20 protein-coding genes are annotated in these 20,787 nt (G+C 67.1%); 11 read left to right on the top strand and 9 right to left on the bottom strand.

What is annotated here, in order from left to right; genetic code table 11:
- Nucleotides 1–526 precede the first annotated feature (526 nt).
- From FHR73_RS22615 to FHR73_RS01415, 3 genes are all read right to left on the bottom strand, one after another.
- Complete coding sequence (locus tag FHR73_RS22615) at nucleotides 527–2,560, bottom strand: methyl-accepting chemotaxis protein (RefSeq protein ID WP_183628986.1); 2,034 nt, start codon at nucleotides 2,558–2,560, stop codon at nucleotides 527–529.
- Nucleotides 2,561–2,797: 237 nt separating this feature from the next.
- The gene (locus FHR73_RS01410; protein ID WP_183628987.1) at nucleotides 2,798–3,220 is read right to left on the bottom strand and encodes a GFA family protein; all 423 of its coding nucleotides are present in this window, start codon (nucleotides 3,218–3,220) and stop codon (nucleotides 2,798–2,800) included.
- 94 nt (nucleotides 3,221–3,314) lie between these two features.
- Nucleotides 3,315–3,596, bottom strand: a complete 282-nt coding sequence (locus FHR73_RS01415) for a peptidylprolyl isomerase (RefSeq protein WP_007160531.1) — start codon at nucleotides 3,594–3,596, stop codon at nucleotides 3,315–3,317.
- 153 nt (nucleotides 3,597–3,749) lie between these two features.
- On the opposite strand from FHR73_RS01415, the gene FHR73_RS01420 reads away from it, so the two are divergent.
- The gene (locus FHR73_RS01420) at nucleotides 3,750–4,598 is read left to right on the top strand and encodes a CAP domain-containing protein (protein WP_183628988.1); all 849 of its coding nucleotides are present in this window, start codon (nucleotides 3,750–3,752) and stop codon (nucleotides 4,596–4,598) included.
- Here FHR73_RS01420 and FHR73_RS01425 read toward each other — a convergent pair.
- Both FHR73_RS01425 and FHR73_RS01430 read right to left on the bottom strand, forming a co-directional pair.
- A complete protein-coding gene (locus FHR73_RS01425; RefSeq protein ID WP_183630166.1) occupies nucleotides 4,595–4,975 on the bottom strand; it encodes a VOC family protein in 381 nt (126 codons plus the stop codon). The genes FHR73_RS01420 and FHR73_RS01425 overlap by 4 nt on opposite strands.
- Nucleotides 4,976–5,036: 61 nt before the next feature.
- Nucleotides 5,037–5,372, bottom strand: a complete 336-nt coding sequence (locus FHR73_RS01430) for a DUF305 domain-containing protein (RefSeq protein ID WP_183628989.1) — start codon at nucleotides 5,370–5,372, stop codon at nucleotides 5,037–5,039.
- A 415-nt stretch (nucleotides 5,373–5,787) separates the two neighbouring features.
- On the opposite strand from FHR73_RS01430, the gene FHR73_RS01435 reads away from it, so the two are divergent.
- Together FHR73_RS01435 and FHR73_RS01440 are read left to right on the top strand one after the other, a co-directional pair.
- Nucleotides 5,788–6,978, top strand: a complete 1,191-nt coding sequence (locus tag FHR73_RS01435; RefSeq protein WP_183628990.1) for a sugar transporter — start codon at nucleotides 5,788–5,790, stop codon at nucleotides 6,976–6,978.
- A gap of 157 nt (nucleotides 6,979–7,135) precedes the next feature.
- A complete protein-coding gene (locus FHR73_RS01440) occupies nucleotides 7,136–7,603 on the top strand; it encodes a DUF4442 domain-containing protein (protein WP_183628991.1) in 468 nt (155 codons plus the stop codon).
- Nucleotides 7,604–7,932: 329 nt separating this feature from the next.
- Here FHR73_RS01440 and FHR73_RS01445 read toward each other — a convergent pair whose 3' ends face one another.
- A complete protein-coding gene (locus tag FHR73_RS01445; RefSeq protein WP_183628993.1) occupies nucleotides 7,933–10,332 on the bottom strand; it encodes a DEAD/DEAH box helicase in 2,400 nt (799 codons plus the stop codon).
- Between the two features lie 179 nt (nucleotides 10,333–10,511).
- Here FHR73_RS01445 and FHR73_RS01450 point away from each other — a divergent pair, with 179 nt between their 5' ends.
- From FHR73_RS01450 to FHR73_RS01460, 3 genes are all read left to right on the top strand, one after another.
- Nucleotides 10,512–11,873 carry a sodium:proton antiporter gene (locus FHR73_RS01450; RefSeq protein WP_183628995.1) on the top strand — a complete coding sequence of 454 codons (1,362 nt, stop codon included), beginning with the start codon at nucleotides 10,512–10,514 and terminating at the stop codon, nucleotides 11,871–11,873.
- A 29-nt stretch (nucleotides 11,874–11,902) separates the two neighbouring features.
- Nucleotides 11,903–12,529, top strand: a complete 627-nt coding sequence (trhA, locus tag FHR73_RS01455) for a PAQR family membrane homeostasis protein TrhA (protein WP_183628997.1) — start codon at nucleotides 11,903–11,905, stop codon at nucleotides 12,527–12,529.
- A gap of 143 nt (nucleotides 12,530–12,672) precedes the next feature.
- A complete protein-coding gene (locus FHR73_RS01460) occupies nucleotides 12,673–13,071 on the top strand; it encodes a septal ring lytic transglycosylase RlpA family protein (protein WP_183628999.1) in 399 nt (132 codons plus the stop codon).
- A gap of 6 nt (nucleotides 13,072–13,077) precedes the next feature.
- Here FHR73_RS01460 and FHR73_RS01465 read toward each other — a convergent pair whose 3' ends face one another.
- Complete coding sequence (locus FHR73_RS01465; protein WP_183629001.1) at nucleotides 13,078–14,094, bottom strand: GGDEF domain-containing protein; 1,017 nt, start codon at nucleotides 14,092–14,094, stop codon at nucleotides 13,078–13,080.
- A 245-nt stretch (nucleotides 14,095–14,339) separates the two neighbouring features.
- Between FHR73_RS01465 and FHR73_RS01470 the strand changes: the two genes are divergently transcribed.
- Together FHR73_RS01470 and FHR73_RS01475 are read left to right on the top strand one after the other, a co-directional pair.
- Nucleotides 14,340–14,972 (top strand): DJ-1/PfpI family protein, encoded by a 633-nt coding sequence (locus tag FHR73_RS01470; protein ID WP_183629003.1) that lies wholly within the window; start codon nucleotides 14,340–14,342, stop codon nucleotides 14,970–14,972.
- On the top strand, nucleotides 14,966–15,589 hold the full coding sequence (locus FHR73_RS01475) for a glutathione S-transferase family protein (protein WP_183629004.1): 624 nt from the start codon (nucleotides 14,966–14,968) through the stop codon (nucleotides 15,587–15,589). Before FHR73_RS01470 ends, FHR73_RS01475 begins: the two co-directional genes overlap by 7 nt.
- A 3-nt stretch (nucleotides 15,590–15,592) precedes the next feature.
- Here FHR73_RS01475 and FHR73_RS01480 read toward each other — a convergent pair whose 3' ends face one another.
- Complete coding sequence (locus FHR73_RS01480; RefSeq protein WP_260175621.1) at nucleotides 15,593–16,540, bottom strand: LysR family transcriptional regulator; 948 nt, start codon at nucleotides 16,538–16,540, stop codon at nucleotides 15,593–15,595.
- Nucleotides 16,541–16,818: 278 nt separating this feature from the next.
- On the opposite strand from FHR73_RS01480, the gene FHR73_RS01485 reads away from it, so the two are divergent.
- The 3 genes from FHR73_RS01485 to FHR73_RS01495 are packed head-to-tail and all read left to right on the top strand — an operon-like array spanning nucleotide 16,819 to nucleotide 20,381.
- Nucleotides 16,819–18,114, top strand: a complete 1,296-nt coding sequence (locus FHR73_RS01485) for an MFS transporter (RefSeq protein ID WP_183629006.1) — start codon at nucleotides 16,819–16,821, stop codon at nucleotides 18,112–18,114.
- Between the two features lie 16 nt (nucleotides 18,115–18,130).
- Nucleotides 18,131–19,360 carry a Zn-dependent hydrolase gene (locus FHR73_RS01490; protein ID WP_183629007.1) on the top strand — a complete coding sequence of 410 codons (1,230 nt, stop codon included), beginning with the start codon at nucleotides 18,131–18,133 and terminating at the stop codon, nucleotides 19,358–19,360.
- Nucleotide 19,361: 1 nt separating this feature from the next.
- A complete protein-coding gene (locus tag FHR73_RS01495) occupies nucleotides 19,362–20,381 on the top strand; it encodes a histone deacetylase family protein (protein ID WP_183629008.1) in 1,020 nt (339 codons plus the stop codon).
- 38 nt (nucleotides 20,382–20,419) lie between these two features.
- On the opposite strand, the gene FHR73_RS01500 is transcribed toward FHR73_RS01495, so the two are convergent.
- Entirely contained in the window at nucleotides 20,420–20,767 is a 348-nt protein-coding gene (locus FHR73_RS01500; RefSeq protein WP_183629009.1) for a cupin domain-containing protein, read from the bottom strand.
- Nucleotides 20,768–20,787: the final 20 nt, after the last annotated feature.

A 20,787-nucleotide genomic window follows, 5' to 3' on the forward strand; every position in this document is an offset into this window, starting at 1 on the left:
GGTTGCCACCCGGCTACCGGTCGCGAAGGCGAAAGGTCAGCCCAGCTGTCGAGTCATGTCGCCGTACGTGCCTGCATGGATCCGGACGTCACCTCTGGCGACGCTGCCTCGAGCAGCGCGGCATTTCAGTCGTCTTCTCTTGTAGTGCCTCTTGAGCATCACTACGCAAGACGGCCCGAGGGTCACCCGGAGCCCAGGCGCGACCCGCATGGATAGGGGGTTCGCGTCCGGTGCAGTTAGAGATTTGCAGGAGATCGGGGCGTCGTCAACCGAGTTTTGTAGTGCTTTCGTATAGTCACTACAAAAGTCGTAGACGCGGCCGGGAGCGGGTTTGGGGCGTCTATTGCTGACTCATGGGTCGCTGGCGGGAGCAAAACAGGGCCGCAAGCCACGGCGCTGGCCGTGACCCTGTGGTCACTCGGGAGGTGATCCGACGCCTACCCGTATCTGCCCCCGGTTAGGGGCAGATACGCGAGCGGCGGGCGGGACTTGCCGGTCAGTGCCGACGAACGGTAAGTCCCCCGGCCTAGGACGACGTGGCGGCGGTAAGGCCGGTGAGGGTATCGGCGATGTCCTTGGTGCGGTGGGAGGTCTGGGCGGTGAGCCGACCGGATTCGCGCAGGACGGCGAGCAACTCCTGCAGCGAGCCGACGTCCTCGGCCTGGCCGGCGATATGGGCGCCGACCTCGCTGATGGCGCGGGACAGCTGGTCGATGTCGGCGCCGATCTCGGCGGCGTTCTTGTGGGTGATGGCCGCCAGGTTGCGCACCTCGTCGGCCACCACCGCGAAGCCGCGACCGCTCTCGCCGGCGCGCGCCGCCTCGATGGCCGCGTTGAGCGCCAGCAGGTTGGTCTGGCCGGCGATCTGCTGGATCACCTGGACGATGGACTGGATGCGCAGACTCGACTGGCTCAGCTCGTTGGCGCTGCGCACCACGTCCTCGGCCTGTTCGGTGAGGTGCTGCACGGTGCTGTCGGCCTGGCGGGCGACCTCGCCCTGCTGCAGGATGTTGCCCGCCAGATCGTCCATGCTGCTGTGCAATTCGCCGGAGTAGTGCCGCAACTGCTCGCCGATCTCCTGGCGACTCTGGTGCGCCTGGCGCAGCACCTGGCCGAGATCGGCGAGGCCGCCGAACACCGCCTGGATGGAGTCGTCGAGGCCCTGGGCATCCACCACGCCGGTGAAGTTCTGCCGCTTGAATTCATTGATCTGGTTGACCACCACCTGGCTCAGGCCGGCCAGTTTCTTGATCTGCCGGCGCAGGAAGAAGGCCTTGAATTCGCCATAGTGGGCGGCGAAGTTGTCGACGTAGTCGTCGCGGAAGGGCGCGCCCTCCGGGGTGCGGAAAAAGAACACCGCGGTCAGCGTCTGGTTGAGGTTCAGGCCGAGGATCTCGCCAAAGGTGGAAAAGCCCACCACCGGCGTCTGGCCGAACACCTCGCCCATGCGCGGCAACTCGGCGCCGTTGTTGGCGCGGCGTAGGATGCAGTCGTTGAGCACGCCCACCAGCGGGGTGCCGCTCTTGCCCTGCAGGAAGCGCGCGAAGTCCTCGCGGGTGGCGTCCACCAGCGAGGTGCGCTTGACCATCACCAACTCTTCGCCGGGCGCCACGTCGCAGAACAGGTGGATGCGCTCGCGCTCGTAGTCGATGCGGGCGATGGAGCGGACGAACAGCTCCTCGCCCACGCGGATGGCGAAGGAATAATCCGCCAGGCGCTGCTCCAGCTGCTCGGCGCGGCAGCTCAAGGCCTCGCAGAGGGCTGCCACCATGCTCTTGATCTGGCCGCGGCTGTCGACCACCTGGCTGATGTAGCGCTCTTCCAGGGAAGCGGTGAGGACACTGAGGCTGAGCGGTGTGGCGCTGAAGTTCTGGCTCTTGAACACCCCGAAGCGGGTGTTCCGGGCCATCTTCAGGAAGACCAGCTGGGCATGGTTTTCATAGGCCTGGCGGCCATCGTGCAGCAGCGTCTGGCGGAAGTCGCCCTTGCCGCCGGCGGAACCGCCGACGAACAGGCAGGGGAAGCGGCCGGACTCGTACAGCGCCTCCATGAAGAAGGATTCCGAGGCGGACAGGCCGTCGAACAGCACGAAGGCCAGGGTATCGCGGTGATCGATGGAGGTGCGCACCTGCAGGCGCTTGAGCGACTCGGTCAGGCGGGCGAGGCGTTCCTTCATGCTGCGCCGCGGTCCGCCGCGGCGGATGTCTTCGCTGTCCAGCGGGACATGCACCACCTCGGCCGAGGCGATGACCGAGGCGTCGAAGAATTGCAGCACCAGCCGGTCCCAGGCGCCGTCGGCGGCGCAATACAGGCGCTGCTCGCTGCCGCAGAGTTCGCCGGAGGTGGTGCACAGGCTGATGGATGCGCCGGGAAAGCGCCCCGCCAGTTGCCGGGCGATGGCGTCCAGGTCCAGATGCGGCGAGACGAAGCCGGCGATGTAGGTGGGCTTGAGGGCGACGCCGCCGAGGCGGTCGCTCAATTCGCGAGCGGAGCAGGTCAGGCTGAAGACCCCGCTGCCGCCCTGGCGGGCACGCGCGCCGAAGCGTTGCAGAAACCCCATGATTGTTCCTCTTGTCTGGCAGGCTGGGAAAGGGAGCTCACCCAGGCATCGGCGCGTTTGCCGGTGGCTTGATAGGGGTGTGCGCCCAGGCCGCAGGCGTGCGGGCAAGGTGGCTCGGGGGTGGGGAGGGGAACAGGGCTCTGGCATGAGCCTTGGCGCACTGGGCGCCGTGCCCGGGGTCGCCCAGGGTCAGGCGACCAGCGGTCATGGCTGGCGCCCGGAGTCGGACCCGGGCAGCTAGTCCTGTTCGCCGTGCTCGGCCAAGGCCTCGGCCCCGGTCAGCTGGCGACGCGAGTGCGCGAAGCAGTACCAGGCCGGCTTTTCCTCGATGAAGATCTCGCTGTCCAGCAACCAGTCCGCGCCCTCGAGCAGGCCGACCGGGATGGCATAGTGCGGTTCGGCCTTGAGGCGATAGAACAGGTGGGTGCCGCAATGGCGACAGAAGCCGCGCTCGGCCCAGTCGGACGAGGCATGGACCGCCAGGGCGTCGCCGCCACCGATCAGCGGCGGCTGGGCGCATTCCACCGCCAGCAGCGGGCCACCGCCCCAGCGGCGACAGGTCCGGCAATGGCAGGCCGAGACGGCAAGGCTGTCGAGGCGACAATCCAGCTGGACGGCGCCGCACAGGCACTGGCCGTGACGTTCGAGGGGCAGGGACATGGCGCTATCCTCGGGAGGCAGGAAGTCTGCAGGATAGTCGTTTGGAAGCGGGGAGGGGAGGGTGCTCCCGCCGTGAGCGGGAGCACCGGCGCGATCAATCTTCGCGGCTGGTGACTTCCACCAGGTGATAGCCGAACTGGGTCTTTACCGGACCCTGAACCTGGTGCAGCGGCGCGCTGAACACCACGGTGTCGAACTCCTTGACCATCTGGCCCGGGCGGAAGGTACCCAGGTCGCCGCCCTGGCGGCTGGAGGGGCAGCTGGAGTTGTCCTTGGCCACCTGGGCGAAGTCGGCGCCCCCTTCGATGGCGGCTTTGAGTTCGTTGCACTTGGCTTCGCTGGAAACCAGGATGTGGCGGGCAGAGGCTTTGGCCATGGGAGAGACTCCTGTTGAATGAGCCGGCGAGCCTACTCCAATCACCCTTGCAAGCAAACTGCCATCCGTTCCTCGGCTGGTCCCTCGCCTGGCTTGCGCCCCGGGTTCAGGCCGGGTACATAGCGCTTCCCTGTTTTCCGGATCCGCTCGCGCATGCCTCGTTTCTCCGCCTTGTCCCTGCTGCTGACCTCGACTCTGCTGACCCAGGCCGCCCTCGCCGCGACGCCCGAGGAGGCGCGGCTGGTCAGCCTGATCAACGCCTATCGCGCCGCGCCCCAGGGCTGCCCCGGCACTCGCGCCGCGGCGCCCCTCACCGCCGACGGTCGCCTGGCGGCAGTGCGCCTGACCGGTCGCGATCGGCTGCAGAGCGATCTGCGCGCCGCGGGTTATCAGGCGTCGGCGGTGCAGGTGATCATGCTGGCGGGCGCGCCGACCGCCCAGGCGGCCATGGCCGGGCTGCGCCAGCAGTATTGCCGGCCGCTGGCCAGCAGCGACTATGCGCAGATCGGGGTGAGCCAGCAGGGACCGCGCTGGCAACTGGTGCTGGCGCGGCCGGTGGTAAGCGCCGGTCTGGGCGACTGGCAGACCGCCGGCAAGGCGGTGCTGGCCGAGGTCAATCGCGCCCGCGCCCAGGCGCGCACCTGCGGCACCCGCCGCTTCGCCGCCACCACGCCGTTGCGCTGGAATCCGGCGCTGGCCAATGCCGCCCTGGCCCATAGCCAGGACATGGCCGGTCGCGACTACTTCTCCCACACCGCCCCCGGCGGCGGCACCGTGGCCGAGCGGGTGGCCAAACAGGGCTACGGCTGGACCCGCATCGGCGAAAACATCGCCGCCGGCGCCGGTTCGGTCACCCAGGCCATGCAGGGCTGGCTGGCGAGTCCGGGCCACTGCGCCAATCTGATGAATCCGGAATTCAGCGAAATGGGCGCGGCCTATGCCCTGAATCCGCGTAGCACCCACAGTCTGTACTGGACCCAGGTGTTTGGCCGGCCGCGCTAGGTCGGGTACTCGGCGATCTCGATCAGGTTGAGGTCGGGATCGCGCACATAGACCGAGCGAATCGGTCCGGTGGCGCCGGTGCGGGCCACCGGGCCCTCGATGATCGGCCAGCCCTCGCGCTGCAGATGGGCGATCACCTGGTCCAGCGGCTCACGGGCGATGAAGCAGAGGTCGAGGGCACCCGGCACCGGCAGGTGCGCCTTGGGTTCGAATTCGTGCCCCCGCTCGTGCAGATTGATCTTCTGGTTGCCATAGCGCAGCGCCTTGCGCCCCGCGCCGAATGTCTCCAGGCGCATACCCAGCACCCGGGTGTAGAAATCCTCGCAGGCGGCGAGGTCCGTGGTGGTCAGGACCAGATGATCCAGATGGTCGATCAGCATGGTGGTCTCCGCGTCGGGACTGGTAGCTCACTGTGCCAGCCCCGGACGTGGGGCACCATCACTTGGCGTGGGCCTTGATCCAGCGGTTGAGCTGGTCGATTTCCTTCTGCTGGGCCTGGATGATGTCTTCCGCCAGCTTGCGCATCTCCGGGTCCTTGCCGTGCTGGAGCTGGTAGCGGGCCATGTCGACGGCGCCCTCGTGGTGGGCCAGCATGCCCTTGGCGAAGGCCAGGTCCGGGTCCTTGGCCTTGAGGCCTTCTTCCATGCCCTGGTGCATGGTTTCCATGCTCTTCTGCATGTCCTGGTGGGCCGGGTGCTGGGTCTCGGCGGCCTGGGCGACGCCGCCCGCCAACAACGTGAGGGCGAGCAGGGTGGAGGAGAGGACGATACGCATGGGGGAGGCTCCTGACTGGGCTGACGACGCCGAGGCTAGAGCTTGCCCCCGGGGCAAGGTCAATGACCAGCTGCCTTTCGCCAGTCGCCTGACCCGGGCAAAAGGTTTCGCGATGTTTTGTCGCAGCGACGGGTCGCTGCCAGGCCGATTCCTGGGCGAAAAGCGCCGCCGATCAGGCAGTTGGCTACGCTGACCGGCTGATCGCGGCAGCCCCGCGCAACTGCGGGTGGTTGTGAGGGTCCGAATCGACAGCGTAGAATTTTTACCACATCCAATTCCAATCCCTACCTACAGCAGACTTCTCGCTCGCGACCAGGCGTCGCAGGCGGGCCAAGCCTTTGCTCGTGGGTTTTCGTCGTCGGCTTTCCGCCCGGAAGTCGCTGTCCACCCTTTCGCTCTGGAGTAGAAGACCCCCATGGATGCTACCGCCGAAGCCCGGAAATCCAGCTGGTCCGGTGTCATCGCCCTGGCCCTGGCCGCCTTCATCTTCAACACCACGGAATTCGTCCCGGTGGCGCTGCTCAGCGACATCGGCCGCAGTTTCGACATGCGTCCCTCGCAGGTCGGGTTGATGCTGACCATCTATGCCTGGGTGGTTGCCCTGATGTCGCTGCCGATGATGCTCGCCACCCGCTCCATCGAGCGTCGGCGCCTGCTGATGTTCGTCTTCATCGTCTTCATCGCCTGCCACGGCCTCTCCGGGGTGGCCTGGAGCTTCGAGGTGCTGGTGGCCAGCCGCATCGGCATCGCCTTCGCCCATGCGGTGTTCTGGTCGATCACCGCCTCGCTGGCGGTGCGCATCGCCCCGGCCGGCAAGCAGACCCAGGCGCTCGGCCTGCTGGCCACCGGCACCTGCCTGGCCATGGTGCTGGGCATTCCGCTGGGCCGGGTACTCGGCGAATTGCTGGGCTGGCGCTACACCTTCGTCGCCATCGCGGCGCTGGCGGTGGGCACGGTGCTGTGGCTGGCGCGCAACCTGCCGCTGCTGCCCAGCGAGAATTCCGGTTCCCTGGCCAGTCTGCCGGTGCTGTTCAAGCGTCCGGCGCTGCTGTGCATCTATCTCCTCACCACCCTGGTGGTGACCGCCCACTTCACCGGCTACAGCTACATCGAGCCCTTCGCCGTGGAAGTGGCGGGCATGGGCGGCATGCAGATCACCGCCTTGCTGCTGCTGTTCGGCGGTTCCGGCGTCATCGGCTCGCTGCTGTTCAGCCGCTACAGCCTGAGATTCCCCAACGGCTTCCTGGTCGCGGCCATCGCCGGCATCGCCCTGTCGCTGCTGTTGCTGCTGCCTTTCGCCTGGAAGAGCTTCATGCTGGAGGGGCTGAGCGTGGTCTGGGGCATCGCCATTATGAGTTTCGGCCTGGCGCTGCAATCCAAGGTGCTGGCGCTGGCCAAGGACGCCACCGACGTCGCCATGGCGCTGTTCTCCGGCATCTACAACGTCGGCATCGGCGGCGGCGCCCTGCTCGGCAGCGTGGTGGGGACCCATGTCGGCATGCCCTACATCGGTCTGGTGGGTGGCAGCCTGGCGGTGGCCGGCCTGCTGTTCGCGATCTTCATGACGCGGCGCTACACCGAGCAGCTCAACGCCAATCCGCTGTAAGGCTCGCGGGCGCTTCCACCGTGAGGCGCCCAGCCGCGCGACCCGGGGGTCGCGAACTGTCTGCCGGGCCGCGCGCGCCAGCCATGGAGCGGCCCGGGACGAGGCGCTAAGCTGCGGGGGACCTGGCGCTCCGGCCAGGCTGCCGGATGCGCTCGCCATGAATCGACTGCTGTTCAATCTCTTCGTCTGGACCAAGGTGCCCATCGCCAAGATCGCCGGCCTGCGCCTGCGCCACCTAGACGATGCCGGCTGCCAGATGCAGGTCACCCATGGCTGGCTGAACCAAAATCCCTTCAAGAGCATGTTCTGGGCAGTGGAGGGCATGGCGGCGGAATTTTCCACCGGCATCCTCGCCCACCGGCACATCCGCCGCTCCGGCAGCCGCTACGCCATGCTGGTGGTGGCCATGAGCGCGACCTTCAGCAAGAAGGCCGTAGGCACCATCGTCTTTCGCTGCGACCAGGGCGCGGCCATCGCCGCGGCGCTGCGGCTGGCGCGGGAGACCGGTGCGCCGCAGCAGGTCGAACTGCGCAGCGTCGGCACCGATGAAAGCGGCGAGCAGGTCGCCGAATTCTTCTTTACCTGGAGCTTCAAGGCGCGGATGCCGCTAGGGACGTCCCAGTAGAGGCAACTGTCCTATCGCAGCCATGGCCGCGATAAACCGTAGGTTGGGTTGAGACGGCTCCATCGTCGAAGCCCAATATTGCCGGCTCCCAACGCGATGTTGGGCTTCGCTGCGCTCAACCCAACCTACCGCGGCCATGGCGGTCCGCCGATGCGGCCGCTCCTACGGTTACCGCGGTGCCTGTGGCGGACGAACCACCGAGGCCGCGATAGGATGGGTGGAAACACGCGCGGCGTGACCCACGAGCAGGGCGCTTCGAAGTGTGGATAAGGCTTTGCCGTTATCCACGCTACCTGTCTGCCAGCGTCCGGCGGCGAATCGCGCGCCGCCTAACGCCCGAAGCGCCCACCACTCCGCTCGCCGCGACCCTGGCGCCGTCCCCCCTTGCCCTTGCCCTGGCCCTTTTCCTGGCCACGCGGCCGGCGTCGGCGTGACAACTCCCGGGTGATGGCGTCGTTGAGCAGGTCGCGATGGTCCTGGCCGCGTTCCAGCGCCGGAAACAGCTCGGGCAGGCTGCGTGACAGGTGCAGATAGGTCTCCACCACGTGCAGAGCGCTTTCCAGTCCGGCGAGATCGGTGCCCATGGGGATGCGCGGCAGGTCCACCGGCTCGCCGCGGGCGACGCTGCGGAGCCAGCGCTGGGCCTGGCTACTGGCCGGGCCCTCCAGGCCGCCGCGGATCGGGGTGCAGGCGAAGATCCAGCGCAGCTGGAAATCGATGCCGGGCAGGTCGATCAGCTTGATCCACTCGGCCAGCTCGTCGGGCAGTACCGAGACGAAGGCGTCGCCGTAGTTGATGTTGCGATTGAAGGTCAGCCAGGTGCGCAGCAGGCTGGGCTCCTCCATGAACTCGGACAGCGCGCGCAGGTGCTCCAGACTCGGCCGCACCTGGAACTGGTGTACGTCTACCGGATCGTCCGGACTGTGGAACAGCCGCTTGATGTTGCGTAGTACATGGGGCTCCAGCGCGGTGATCTCGCCTTCGGCATGGTGACCGAAACGCCCGGCGCGCCCGCCGATCTGCTTGACCTCCTGCACCCGCAGCGGACGATTCTCCACCCCGTCGAATTTCTCGTCGGTGTAGAAGCACAGGGTGTGGGCCGGCAGGTTGAGGCCCATGCCCACCGCATCGGTGGCGACCATGATCTCGGTCTCGCCTTCGCGGAAGCGGCGCGCCTGTTCCCGGCGCACCTCCGGCGAGAGCGCGCCATAGACCACCGAGACCCGGTGGCCGGTCATCTCCAGCAGACCCTTGAGTTCCAGCACCACCCGGCGGCTGAAGGCCACCAGCAGCGAACCCGGTTCCAGCCGCTCCAGGGTGGTGGCGTGGCGCGCCACCGTGACCGGCGACAGGCGCTTGGTGGGCTTGATCTCCAGGCGGTCCTCGCACAGGGCGCAGAGGGTGCGCAGCGAGGGCTCGATCAGCGCCGGACCGGTCATCAGCAGGCGTTTGGTGTGGGCGCTGACCAGGGCATCGACCCAGGCCCAGCCGCGCTGCGGATCGGCCAGCATCTGCACCTCGTCGACCACCACCACCTCCCACTGCTGGCGGCGGAAGCGGGCGAATTCCTCGACGGTGCAGCAGAAGTGGGTGGCGCCCGGGCGGATGATCTCCTCCTCGCCGGTGACCAGCGAGCAGGGCACGCCGAGGGATTCCAGGCGCTCCTGGTTTTCCAGGGCCATCAGCCGCAGCGGCGAGAGGTAGATGGCATGGGTCACCGCCGCCATGGCCTCGATGGACCTGTGGGTCTTGCCGCTGTTGGTGGGGCCGAGCAGGGCGGTCCAGGTGCGGGTCAGACGGCGGGCCGGATAGTTCTGGTGGTACTGGCCGAAGCGCGGATTGTTTTCCAGCAGCACCGCGAAGGCCATCTTCTCGCGCAGCTGGGTCACGGCGTGGCGCAGGGCCCGGCGCAGCTTGTCGGCTTCCAGGCGCATCAGCTCCTGCAGGCGCGGCGTGCCCAGCTGGTGCAGATCGAAGTCCAGGGCATCGGCTTCGCCCACCAGCACGGCGAAACGCTCGCGCAGGTCCGCCTCGGCTTCGGCTCTGAGCGCGGCGACATCGGCATCGCTTAGCAGCCGGCCCTGGTTGGCCGCCAGCCGCCGGGGGATCTCCAGGCGAATGTCCTCGTGGGTCAGGACCACGTTGAATCTCAATTCGTGGCGCGTCTCGTTGAGCACCTCCACCGCCCGTGGCAGGAAGTCGTCCAGGCGGATCAGTGCCTGGGGCACCCGCTCCAGCACCCGCTGGCGATCCTCGTCGGCCATCTCGGCGAAGGGCGCCGCCAGGAGGCCCAGGCGCTCGCGCACGGCATCGCCCAGGCGCTCGCCGACCGCGGCGGCGAAGCCTTCGGCCGAAGCGCTGTCGGCCAGATTCAACGCCCAGTGGGATTCGAGCAATTCGCTCGCCGCGCCGCCGGTAAAGAGCTTTTCGCTGCCGAAGACATCCACCGGATAGCCAAAGGTCTTGCCGGCATTGAGCAGCGCCTGGCCCAGCAGGCTGTCGGGATCGGGCGCGCTGCCCGCAGCCGCCGCGGCGGCTTCGTCGAGACCCAGCCAGAAGGCCTTGGCGATACGACCCAGGTGCGGCAGGGGATAGCCCGAATAGGGCTTGAACCAGAGTTCCTGGTGCTGTTGCCTGGCGACGAAGTCGGGATGGGTGCGGCAGGCCCAGTCGAGGAAGCGCTGCAGGCGTTCGAGGCGGCGTTGCTTGCGGAGGCGGTGATCGCTCATGCGAGGAGAGATTTTCCTTGGGGACTGTAGGGCATGGGACCCTGGCCAGGGGCGCGGGGTCACTGCTGCGCGCGCCATTCGGCAGATAGGGGGCACCGCGGCTGCGTTTACGCAGTCTCCATCACAAGGGTGGCGTTCGCTACCGCTCGCCTTCTTCTGCTCTGGATCACGCTACCCACATGACATTTCTCGTCTGGGTCGGGGTACTGGGATCGCTGTTGATGATCCTGGCCCTGACGTCCGCCTATCTGCGCTGGCTGCCGGTCACCACCTCGGTGGTCTGCCTGGCCTTCGGCATGTTGATCAGTCCCATCGGCCTGGGGCTCGCCGAGGTCAATTTTCAGCAATCAGCGACCTGGATCGGCCATCTCACCGAGGTGGCGGTGCTCTTTTCGCTGTTTGTCAGCGGCCTCAAGTTGCGGCTGTCCTTTCATCGCTCCTCCTGGCACGGCGCCTACCTGCTGGCCGGGCCGGTGATGATCCTCAGCATTGCGGGGGTTTGTCTGGTCGCCCACTATCTGCTCGGCCTGCCCTGGGGCGTGGCCCTGCTGATCGGCGCCATCCTCGCGCCCACCGATCCGGTGCTGGCCGGGCTGGTGCAGGTCAACCATGCCCAGGATTTCGACCGGGTGCGCTTCGGTCTCTCCGGCGAGGCGGGCCTCAACGACGGCACCGCCTTTCCCTTCGTGCTGCTTGGCCTGCTGCTCCTGCAGCACGGCGAACTGCAGTGGGGCTGGACCCTGGAGTGGTTCCTCAAGAACGTGGTCTGGGGCGTGCCGGCGGGCCTGCTGCTGGGCTATGTCATGGGCAAGGGGGTCGGGCGGCTGATGATCTTCCTGCGCACCCGCCATGGCGACAGCACCATTTCACCCAACGATTTCCTCGCCCTGGCGCTGATCGCCCTGTCCTATGTGCTGGCCGACGAGATCGGCGCCTTCGGCTTTCTCGCGGTATTCGCCGCCGGCCTGGGCCTGCGCCAGGCCGAGGTGCAGACCTCCGGTAATGCGGAAGTGCCTTCCGAGCACCTGGCGCAGCCGGTGATCGGGCACCTCACCGGAGCGCCGGAGCGCGCCACCGTGGCCAACGCCGAGGACATCGAGGAGCCGCGAATGGCGGCCGGGGTGATGATGGGCGACATGCTCGCCTTCGGCAGCCTGGTGGAGCGCTCCTTCGAAGTGCTGCTGGTGACCCTGCTCGGCGTGGTGCTCATCACCCACTGGGACAGCCGCGCGCTGCTGCTGGGCGCCTTGCTGTTCGTGGTGATCCGCCCGCTGGGCGTGGCCACCATGCTGCCCTTCACCCGCATCGATCGCCACCAGGGTGCGCTGATCGGCTGGTTCGGCATCCGTGGCATCGGTAGCCTGTATTATCTGTGCTACGCGCTCACGCACCACGTCACGGCCGACTGGGCCGGGACCATCGTCGACCTGACCCTGTCGGTGGTGGCCTTGAGCATCGCGGTCCACGGGATTTCCATCCAGCCGCTGCTCGACCGCTATGAGCGCCTCACTGCCCGTCGCGAGAGCTCGGCGAGACCCTGAGCCCGTTTGCGACCTACACTGGAGGACGCATGTATCACGGCGAACGTCTCAATGCCTGGACCCATCTGGTCGGTGCCCTGCTGGCCCTGGCCGGCGCCATCACCCTGGTGGTGCTGGCCAGCCTGCAGGGCGATCCCTGGCGCATCGTCAGCGTGGCCATCTACGGGGTCGCGCTGGTGATCCTCTACAGCGTCTCGACCCTCTATCACAGCGTGAAGGGGCGCGCGAAACGCCTGCTGCAAAAGCTCGATCACCTGTCGATCTACCTGCTGATCGCCGGCAGCTACACGCCGTTCTGCCTGGTGACCCTGCGCGGTCCCTGGGGCTGGACGCTGTTCGGCATCGTCTGGGGCCTGGCGCTGATCGGCATGGCGCAGGAGCTCAAGCCGCGCTCGGAGGCGCGCATCCTGTCGCTGGTGATCTACGCCACCATGGGCTGGATCGTGCTGGTGGCGGTGGGTCCGCTGCTGGACCGCCTGGGCGGCGAGGGCTTCGCCTGGCTGGTGGCCGGCGGGGTGCTCTACACCGTCGGCATCCTGTTCTTCGTCTTCGACGATCGCTTCCGCCACTGGCATGGCATCTGGCACGTCTTCGTCATGGCCGGCAGCGCCCTGCATTTCGTCGCCATCCTCAGGTACGTGCTGCCGGCGCCCTAGGCGGTCTTGAGGGGCCCGTCACAGATAGGATGGCCGCTGGCCATCCCTGGCGAACCTCCCGGTGACGCCCGGGTTCAGAGCTAGCTGAACCCACTCCCCGAGCGTTGCTTTCCCGAAAACGAAGAAAAAGAGGAAGGTGAAACGTGTTCATCCGTCCCAGATCCCTCGTATTGCTCCTGGTACTCGCCTGCACCGCCTGCCAGGAAAAGGACGCCAAGACCGTCGCGGCGCCTGCCAAGAAAGAAGCCAGCTTCGAACAGCGCGGCAAGGCCTCCTTCTATGCGCGCAAGTTCCACGGCAAGGAAACCGCCAGTGGCGAGACCTTCAACAACAACGAACTGGTCGCCGCCCACAAGACCCTGCCGCTCGGCACCCGGGTCAAGGTGACCAATCTGGAAAACGATCGCGCCGTGGTGGTGCGCATCAACGACCGCGGGCCCTATATCCGCGGCCGCATCATCGACCTCTCCCGCGCCGCTGCCCGGCGGGTGGACATGGTCGACGACGGCACCACCGCGGTGAAGGTGGAAAAGCTGGAGTAGCGACCTTCAGCAGATCCAGACGGTCTGGTCCTTGCCCTGGCGCTTGGCCCGGTAGAGACCTTCGTCCGCCTGGCGCAGCAGCTCGTTGAGCGACAGCTCCGGCGCAAGGCGCAGTGCCCCGGCACTGAAGCGGATACCCAGGGGCTCGGCTGCGGCCAGGCGCCCGCGCAGGGTTTCCAGCAGGTGGCTGACCCGTGCCTCGTCGAGGTCGCGGATCAGCAGCCCGAATTCCTCGCCACCCAGCCGGCCGCCTTGCAGCCGCGGATCGAGCTGATCGAGTTGCCGCGCCGTGGTGAACAGCACCTGGTCACCGACCTGATGGCCGTGGCGGTCGTTGATCTCCTTGAAGTTGTCGATATCGAGCATGACGAAATGCCTGGGCGCCTGCCCGCTCTCGCCGCGTGCCGCATCGACCTGCTCGAGGAGCTTGCGACGGTTGGCGATCCCGGTGAGTTCGTCGGTCTCCGCGAGAATCCGATAGCGCTCCTTGAGAATGAAGGTCCGTCGCATCCACTGGCTGTTGGCATGGTTGTAGGCGATGCCGATGGCCAGGGTGGCGCTGACCAGCAACCCGACCAGGTGCATCGGCATGGCCGTGGGTATCGGCTGGGCCTGACCGGCGAAGAGGATGAAGGCGGCGCCGGCGAGGGTGATCAGGTAGTGGGAGAGGCGATAGGTCAGGCCGCAGGTGCCCAGCACGACGACGATGGCGATGGGGAGATTCCAGTAGTGACCCAGGGCGCCACCATCCTGGATCTGGATGCGGAAGGCGAGGACGAGCGCCCAGATGTTGCCGGTAAAGGTCAGACTCATCATGCGTGCGCTGCGCGCCACGCTGAGCAGGGCGCTGATCCCCAGCAACAGCAGCATCAGCGCGAAATAGCGCCCCTTGTAGGGACTGCCGATCAACGGATTGCTCCACAGACTCAGCGGCCACATCGCCAGCATCAGGGGCTGCAACACCAGCAGGGGCGTGCGCAGCACCCGGCGGACATGCTGTTCATAACGAATATCGTCGTCCATCGACATCTCGGAAGGGGGTAAGGCCGATGGACGATGGCAAATCGGCCGAGGGCTCGGCCAGGGTGCGTCACTGTAATGGCTAAGTGCTAGCGCTCCAAGTAGGGCAGAGGTGCTATCACCCGCTTTAGAGCGGTTTGCCGATGGCTGACCTGACTGTATGGCCCGCCTGGCGTGGCACTGTATCTGGCCGACTCTTGCCCGTGAGGCCGAGACTCTGGCTTCACCCCGCGCCCCTGGTAGCCCTCATGCATCTCGCCATCCTCACCTTCGACGGCTTCAACGAACTGGACTCCCTGATCGCCCTGGGCCTCCTCAATCGCATCAGGCGACCGGACTGGCGGGTCTCGCTGATGGCGCCGACCCCCTTCATCACGTCCATGAACGGCGTTCGCCTGGAACGCCAGGCCGGCTTCGACGAACTGGCGGACTGCACCGCCGTGCTGGTGGGCAGTGGCAGCCGGACCCGGGAACTGGCGCGAGACGCCGCCCTGCTGGAGCAGCTGGCGGTGCTCGATCCCGCCCGCCAGCTGATCGGCGCCCAGTGCTCCGGCACCCTGTTGCTGGCGCGCCTCGGCCTACTCGACGGCGTACCCGGCTGCACCGATCTCACCACCAAGCCCTGGGTGCAGGAAGCCGGCATCGAGGTGCTGGCGCAGCCCTTCTTCGCCCGCGGCAACCTGGCCACCGCCGGCGGCTGCCTGGCCTCCAGCTACCTGGCGGCCTGGGCCATCGCCCGGCTGCTGGGCCGCGAGGCCGCGGCCGAGGTGCTGCATTACGTGGCGCCGGTGGGCGAGAAGGAGGACTATGTCCGGCGTGCGCTCGGCAATATCGAGCCCTATCTCAGCCATTCATCCCTGGAGGTCGCCTCGGCATGCTGAAGATTCTTGGTCGCGTCTCTTCGATCAACGTGCGCAAGGCGCTCTGGTGCCTCGACGAACTGGGCCTGGGCTACGAGCGCGAGGACTGGGGCGCCGGCTTTCGCTCGGCGCAATCCGCCGAGTACCTGCGGTGGAATCCCAATGGCCAGATCCCGGTCCTGCTGGACGGCGACTTCGTGCTCTGGGAATCCAACAGCATCCTGCGCTACCTGGCCAACGCCCATGGCGGCGAGGCGCTGTATCCCACCGCTCCGCGCGCCCGGGCGCGGGTCGATCAGTGGCTCGACTGGCAGGCCTGCGAACTCAATCCGGCCTGGAGCTATGCCTACCTGGCGCTGGTGAAGCAGCAGCCGCCGGAACCCGATCCGCAGCGCCTGGCGCAAGGCATCGCCGCCTGGAACGGACGTATCGCCATTTTGGAAGCGCACCTGGCGCAGCACGGCCCCTACGTGGCCGGCGAACACTTCAGCCTGGCCGACATCGCCCTGGGCCTGTCGCTGCACCGCTGGCGCAGCACTCCTATGGAGCGTATCGCCGCGCCGGCCATCGAGGCCTATCTCGAACGCCTGGCGACGCGCCCGGCCTGGACCTGCCATGCGAGTGATGCAACGCCCTGAGGCCTAGAGCCGCGCGGCCACCTCGGTGGTCGCCAGCAGATGCTGGAAGCCTTCCAGCAGCGCCGTTTCCGCCTGGGTCATGCGCTGTTCGCGGTGCCAGAGCAGGTGCACGTCCACATCGGCCACGCCCTCGCTGGGCGGCAGGCGCCAGAGTTCGCCGGCGGCCACATCGTCTGCCACCACATGCTGGGGCAGACAGCCGATGCCGTAACCGGCGCCGACCAGGCGGCGGATTTCTTCGAGGCTGGGCGAAGAGGCCACGATGCGTCCGGTGAAGCCCTGCTGATCGCGAAAGATGGTGAGCGGCGAGAGGCTGCCGCCAATCTGGTCGCTGGTGAAACTGACGAAGTTTTCACCCTGCAGATCGGCCAGCGACAGGCCACTGCGCCCGAACAGGGGATGGCGGCGCCCGCAAAAGAAGGCGTAGCGCTGCTGCAACAGCACGCGCTGTTCCAGCTTGGGCTGAGGAATACGGCAGAGGGCGAGTCCCAGGGTCGCGGTCTTCTGCAGCAGGGAGCTGATGATGTCCGAGCTGCGCATCACGTCGATCTCCAGTTCCACCCGCGGAAAGCGGCGGTGGAAGTCGGCGAGGAAGTCGTCGTAGCAGCGCGATTGGATGCGGCTGATGGTGAGCATCCGCACCTTGCCCACCACGGTTTCCGTCGAGCGCTCCAGTGCGGCGCCGAGACGGGAGACGTTGCCATAGAGGTCGCTGGCGATCCGGGCTACCTCTTCGCCGGCTTCGGTGAGGGCGAAGCGCGGCCCACGGCGAATGATCAGCGCGCGATCGAGTTGTTCCTCCAGCCGCTTGAGAGCCTGGCTCACGGCTGGCTGCGTCAGGTGCAGCCGCGCGGCCGCACGACTCACGCTGCCTTCCTGGACGATCACCAGATAGGTGCGCAAGAGATTCCAGTCCAGCCGATCGTTGAGAAAACGCCGGCCCTCGTGCAAGGGCACGGGGGAGAGCGGTTCAATCTGATTATTAGCCATGCTTATAGATAAGTATAAGAATTAGAAAATTGACTAATCTTAGCCCGCCAAGGGATAACGACGTCAAGGCGCCCTAGAGCGTCCTCCAACCTTCTTCCTCTCCTGCCCAACAAGAACGATATCCCCAGGAGTGCTGCGTCCATGTCTCCCTGATCGCGCCTGCCCATCGCTCTCCGTGCGTCCGGCCTTCCAATCCGCCGCTTCGCCTTTCTTTCCGGCAGTCGATAGGAGCACCCTGCATGCCGTCCACCTCACCGCGTCGCCAACCCAGGCGCGCTGCCGCCGCTGCTTTCGTGGGCACCACCATCGAGTGGTACGACTACTACATCTTCGCCACGGCCGCCGCGCTGGTCTTCGGCCAGTTGTTCTTTCCCTCCGAGGACCGCTTGCTGAGCACCCTGGCCGCCTTCGGGACCTTCGCCGTGGGGTTCTTCGCCCGGCCCCTGGGCGGCCTGGTCTTCGGCCATGTCGGCGACCGCATCGGTCGCAAGAAATCCCTGATCGTCACCCTGCTGATGATGGGCGTGGTCACCGTGCTCATCGGCGTTCTGCCCACCTACAGCCAGGCCGGCGTCTGGGCGCCGATCCTGCTGATCCTGCTGCGGGTGGTGCAGGGCATCGCCGTGGGGGGCGAGTGGGGTGGTGCCGTGCTGATGGCCGGCGAACATGCACCTGCGGGGCGTCGTACCTTTTTCGCTTCTTTCGCCCAGTGGGGCAGCCCGGCCGGCCTGATCCTGTCGATCATTGCCTTTCGTAGCGTCACCAGCCTGCCGGAAGAGGACCTGCTCGACTGGGGCTGGCGCCTGCCGTTTCTGGCCAGCGCGCTGCTGCTGGTGGTCGGGCTGGCCATCCGCCTGGGCGTGGACGAATCCCCCGAATTCGCCGAGATGAAGGCGCGCCAGGAAACGGTCAAGGCACCGGCGGCCGAGGTGCTGCGCAGCGCCTGGCGTCCGCTGCTGCTGTGCATCGGTGCCAATACCCTGGGCATCGCCGGGGTCTATTTCACCAATACCTTCATGCTCAGCTACACCACCCAGGTGCTGGAGTTGTCGCGCTCGCTGATCCTCGATTGCCTGCTGTTCGTCGCTATCGTCCAGTTCCTGGTCCAGCCGCTGGCCGCGCTGCTCGCCGAGCGCCTGGGCAGCGCGCGTTTCCTGCTGTTGATCGCGGCCCTGGCCATGGCCTCGCCCTATCCGATGTTCGTGCTGGTCAAGACCGGCTCGGCGCCGCTGATCGTGCTGGGAATCGCCCTGGCGGCGGCCTGCATGGCGTCCTTCTATGCGGTGATCGCCGGCTTCGTCAGTGGCGTCTTCGCTACCCGAGTGCGCTACACCGCCATCTCCATGGCCTACCAGGTCTGTGGTGCCATCGCCGGTGGCCTCACCCCCATGATCGGCACCCTGCTGGCCCACCGCTTCACGGGCGAGTGGTGGCCGCTGGCGGTCTTCTACTCCCTGCTGGCCGGCCTGTCGCTGCTGTGCGTGGCGGCTCTGGCACGCCGTCGGGAGGCCACCGCCCATGTTTCTCCCGCCTGAGCACAAGGAATCCAGCATGTATCGAATCGATGGCGAGCGCCTCTGGCAGAGCCTGGCCGCCATGGCCGAGGTGGGGCCGGGCGAGGCCGGGGGCAGCAGTCGCCTGGCCCTGACCGAAGAAGATCGCCAGGGACGGGCGCTGTTCAGCCAGTGGTGCGTGGCCGCCGGCCTCAGCCTGACGGTGGACCCTGTCGGCAACCTGTTCGCCCGTCGTCCGGGCCTTGATGACCAGGCCGCGCCGGTGGTCATGGGCAGCCATCTGGACACCCAACCCAAGGGTGGGCGCTTCGATGGCGTCTATGGGGTGTTGGCCGGGCTGGAGGTGATGCGCAGTTTGAACGACGCGGACATCCAGACCGACCTACCCCTGGAAATCGCCGTCTGGACCAACGAGGAGGGTGCCCGCTTCACGCCGGCCATGCTGGGTTCCGCGGTCTTTACCGGGCAGTTGCCGCTGGCCGAGGCCCTGGCGACCTGCGACCGGGACGGCATCTCCGTGGCCACCAGCCTGGAGCGCACCGGTTATGCCGGCGACCAGCCGTTGGGGCGGCCCTTCGCTGCCTACTTCGAGGCCCATATCGAGCAGGGTCCGGTCCTCGAAGACGAAGGCCTGGCCGTGGGGGTGGTGACCGGGGGCCAGGCGATCTGCTGGCTCGACGTGTGCGTCCGGGGCACCGCGGCCCACGCCGGCACCACACCCATGGCCCGGCGCCGCGATGCTCTGTTTGGCGTCGGCCGGATGCTGGCCGCGCTGGAGGATCTGGCGGCTCGCTTCGGCGACGGACTGGTCACCGTGGGGCAACTGGACGTGGCGCGCTCCTCGCGCAACACCATCGCCGGCGAGGTGCACTTCACCCTGGACCTGCGTCATCCCCGGGACCAGACCCTGGCGGCGCTGGAAGCCGCCGCGCGGGAATGCCTGGCCGCCGTGGCCGCCGAGCGCGGATTGTCGCTGGACGTCCAGCGGCACTGGCTGAGCCCTGCTACCCCCTTCGCCACCGACTGCGTCGCCGCCGTGCGCGACGCGGTCCAGGCGCTGGGCTATCCCCACCGCGACATCATCAGCGGCGCCGGTCACGACGCCATCCACCTGGCCAAGCACTGCCCCACGGCGATGATCTTCATCCCCTGTGCCGGCGGCCTGAGCCACAACGAGGCTGAATCGGCCAGCTTCGATGACGTCCGCCGCGGCGCCGACGTCCTGTTCAATGCCGTGCTGGCCCGCGCTGGCCATCAGGAGAGATGACATGAAGACCTTTTTCCATCCCGATCAGCGCCTGCATCATCCGCGCAGCTACCTGTCCCGTGGCCAGATGCGCACCCCCCAGGAGGTGCCGGCCCGCCTCGACGCCCTGCTGGCCGCGGTGGAGCGGCTGGGCTATCCCCTCGAACAGCCGGCGGATCACGGTCGCGCGCCGCTGCATGCCGTGCACGGCGAGGCCTATGTGACCTACCTGGAGAATGCCTATCGCGACTGGCACCAGGTGCCCGAGGACTGGGGTGACGAGGTGATGTCGAACATCTATATCCGCGAGAACAACCCGCTGCGTGGCATCCTCGGGCAGACCGCCCGCTACCTGGCGGACGGCAGTTGCCCGATCGGCGCCCAGACCTGGGCCGCCGTCTATGGCTCCGCCCAGAGCGCGGTCGCCGCGGCGCGCTGCGTGCGGGACGGCGCGCCAGCCGCCTATGCCCTCTGTCGCCCACCCGGGCACCATGCCCGCGCCGAGGCGGCCGGTGGCTTCTGCTACCTGAATGGCGCCGCCATCGCGGCCCAGGAATTGCGCGCGCGCTTCGCTCGGGTCGCCATCCTCGATACCGACATGCACCACGGCCAGGGTATTCAGGAAATCTTCTATGACCGCGATGACGTCTACTACCTGTCGATCCATGGCGATCCGACCAACTTCTATCCGGTGGTGGCCGGTTTCGCCGATGAACGCGGCAGCGGGCCGGGCGAGGGCTGCAACCTTAATCTGCCGATGCCCCACGGCGCTTCCGAAGCGGACTTCTTCGCCCGGCTGGACGAGGCCGAGACGGCGCTGCGCGAATGGGCACCGGACGTGCTGGTGCTGTCCCTCGGCTTCGACATCTACGAAAACGATCCGCAGTCCAAGGTGGCGGTGAGTCAGGCGGGGTTCGGTCTGCTGGGCGAAAGGATCAAGGCCCTGGGGCTGCCCACGGTGATCGTGCAGGAGGGAGGTTATGACCTGGAAACCTTGAGCGACAACGCCGAGCGCTTCTTCCGCGGTTTCGACGGTCGCTGAAGCCTGAGCCCCGGCCTTGGCGCCGGGGCCTGGCCGGATCAGGCAAACACGAAATACTTACGCACCGTCTCGACCACTTCCCAGGTGCCTTTCATGCCGGGTTCGACGATGAAGATGTCGCCGGCTTTCAGGTGGATGGGCTCCTGGCCATCGGGGGTGATGATGCAGTAGCCCTCCTGGAAGTGGCAGTACTCCCACTTCACGTAGTCGACGCGCCACTTGCCAGGGGTGCAGATCCAGGTACCCATGATCTTGCTGCCGTCATCGGAGGTGTAGGCATTGAGATTTACGGTATGGGGCTCGCCTGCGATGCGCTCCCATTTGCAGGCATCGACCACGGGCATTGGTTGGGTGTCGCGCAGAACGGTGATGGGCGGGTTGGCCATGGCGGCTCTCCTGGTGATGG

The sequence above is a fragment of the Pseudomonas sp. AS2.8 genome (assembly GCF_014190935.1).
Classification (GTDB): Bacteria; Pseudomonadota; Gammaproteobacteria; order Pseudomonadales; family Pseudomonadaceae; genus Chryseomonas.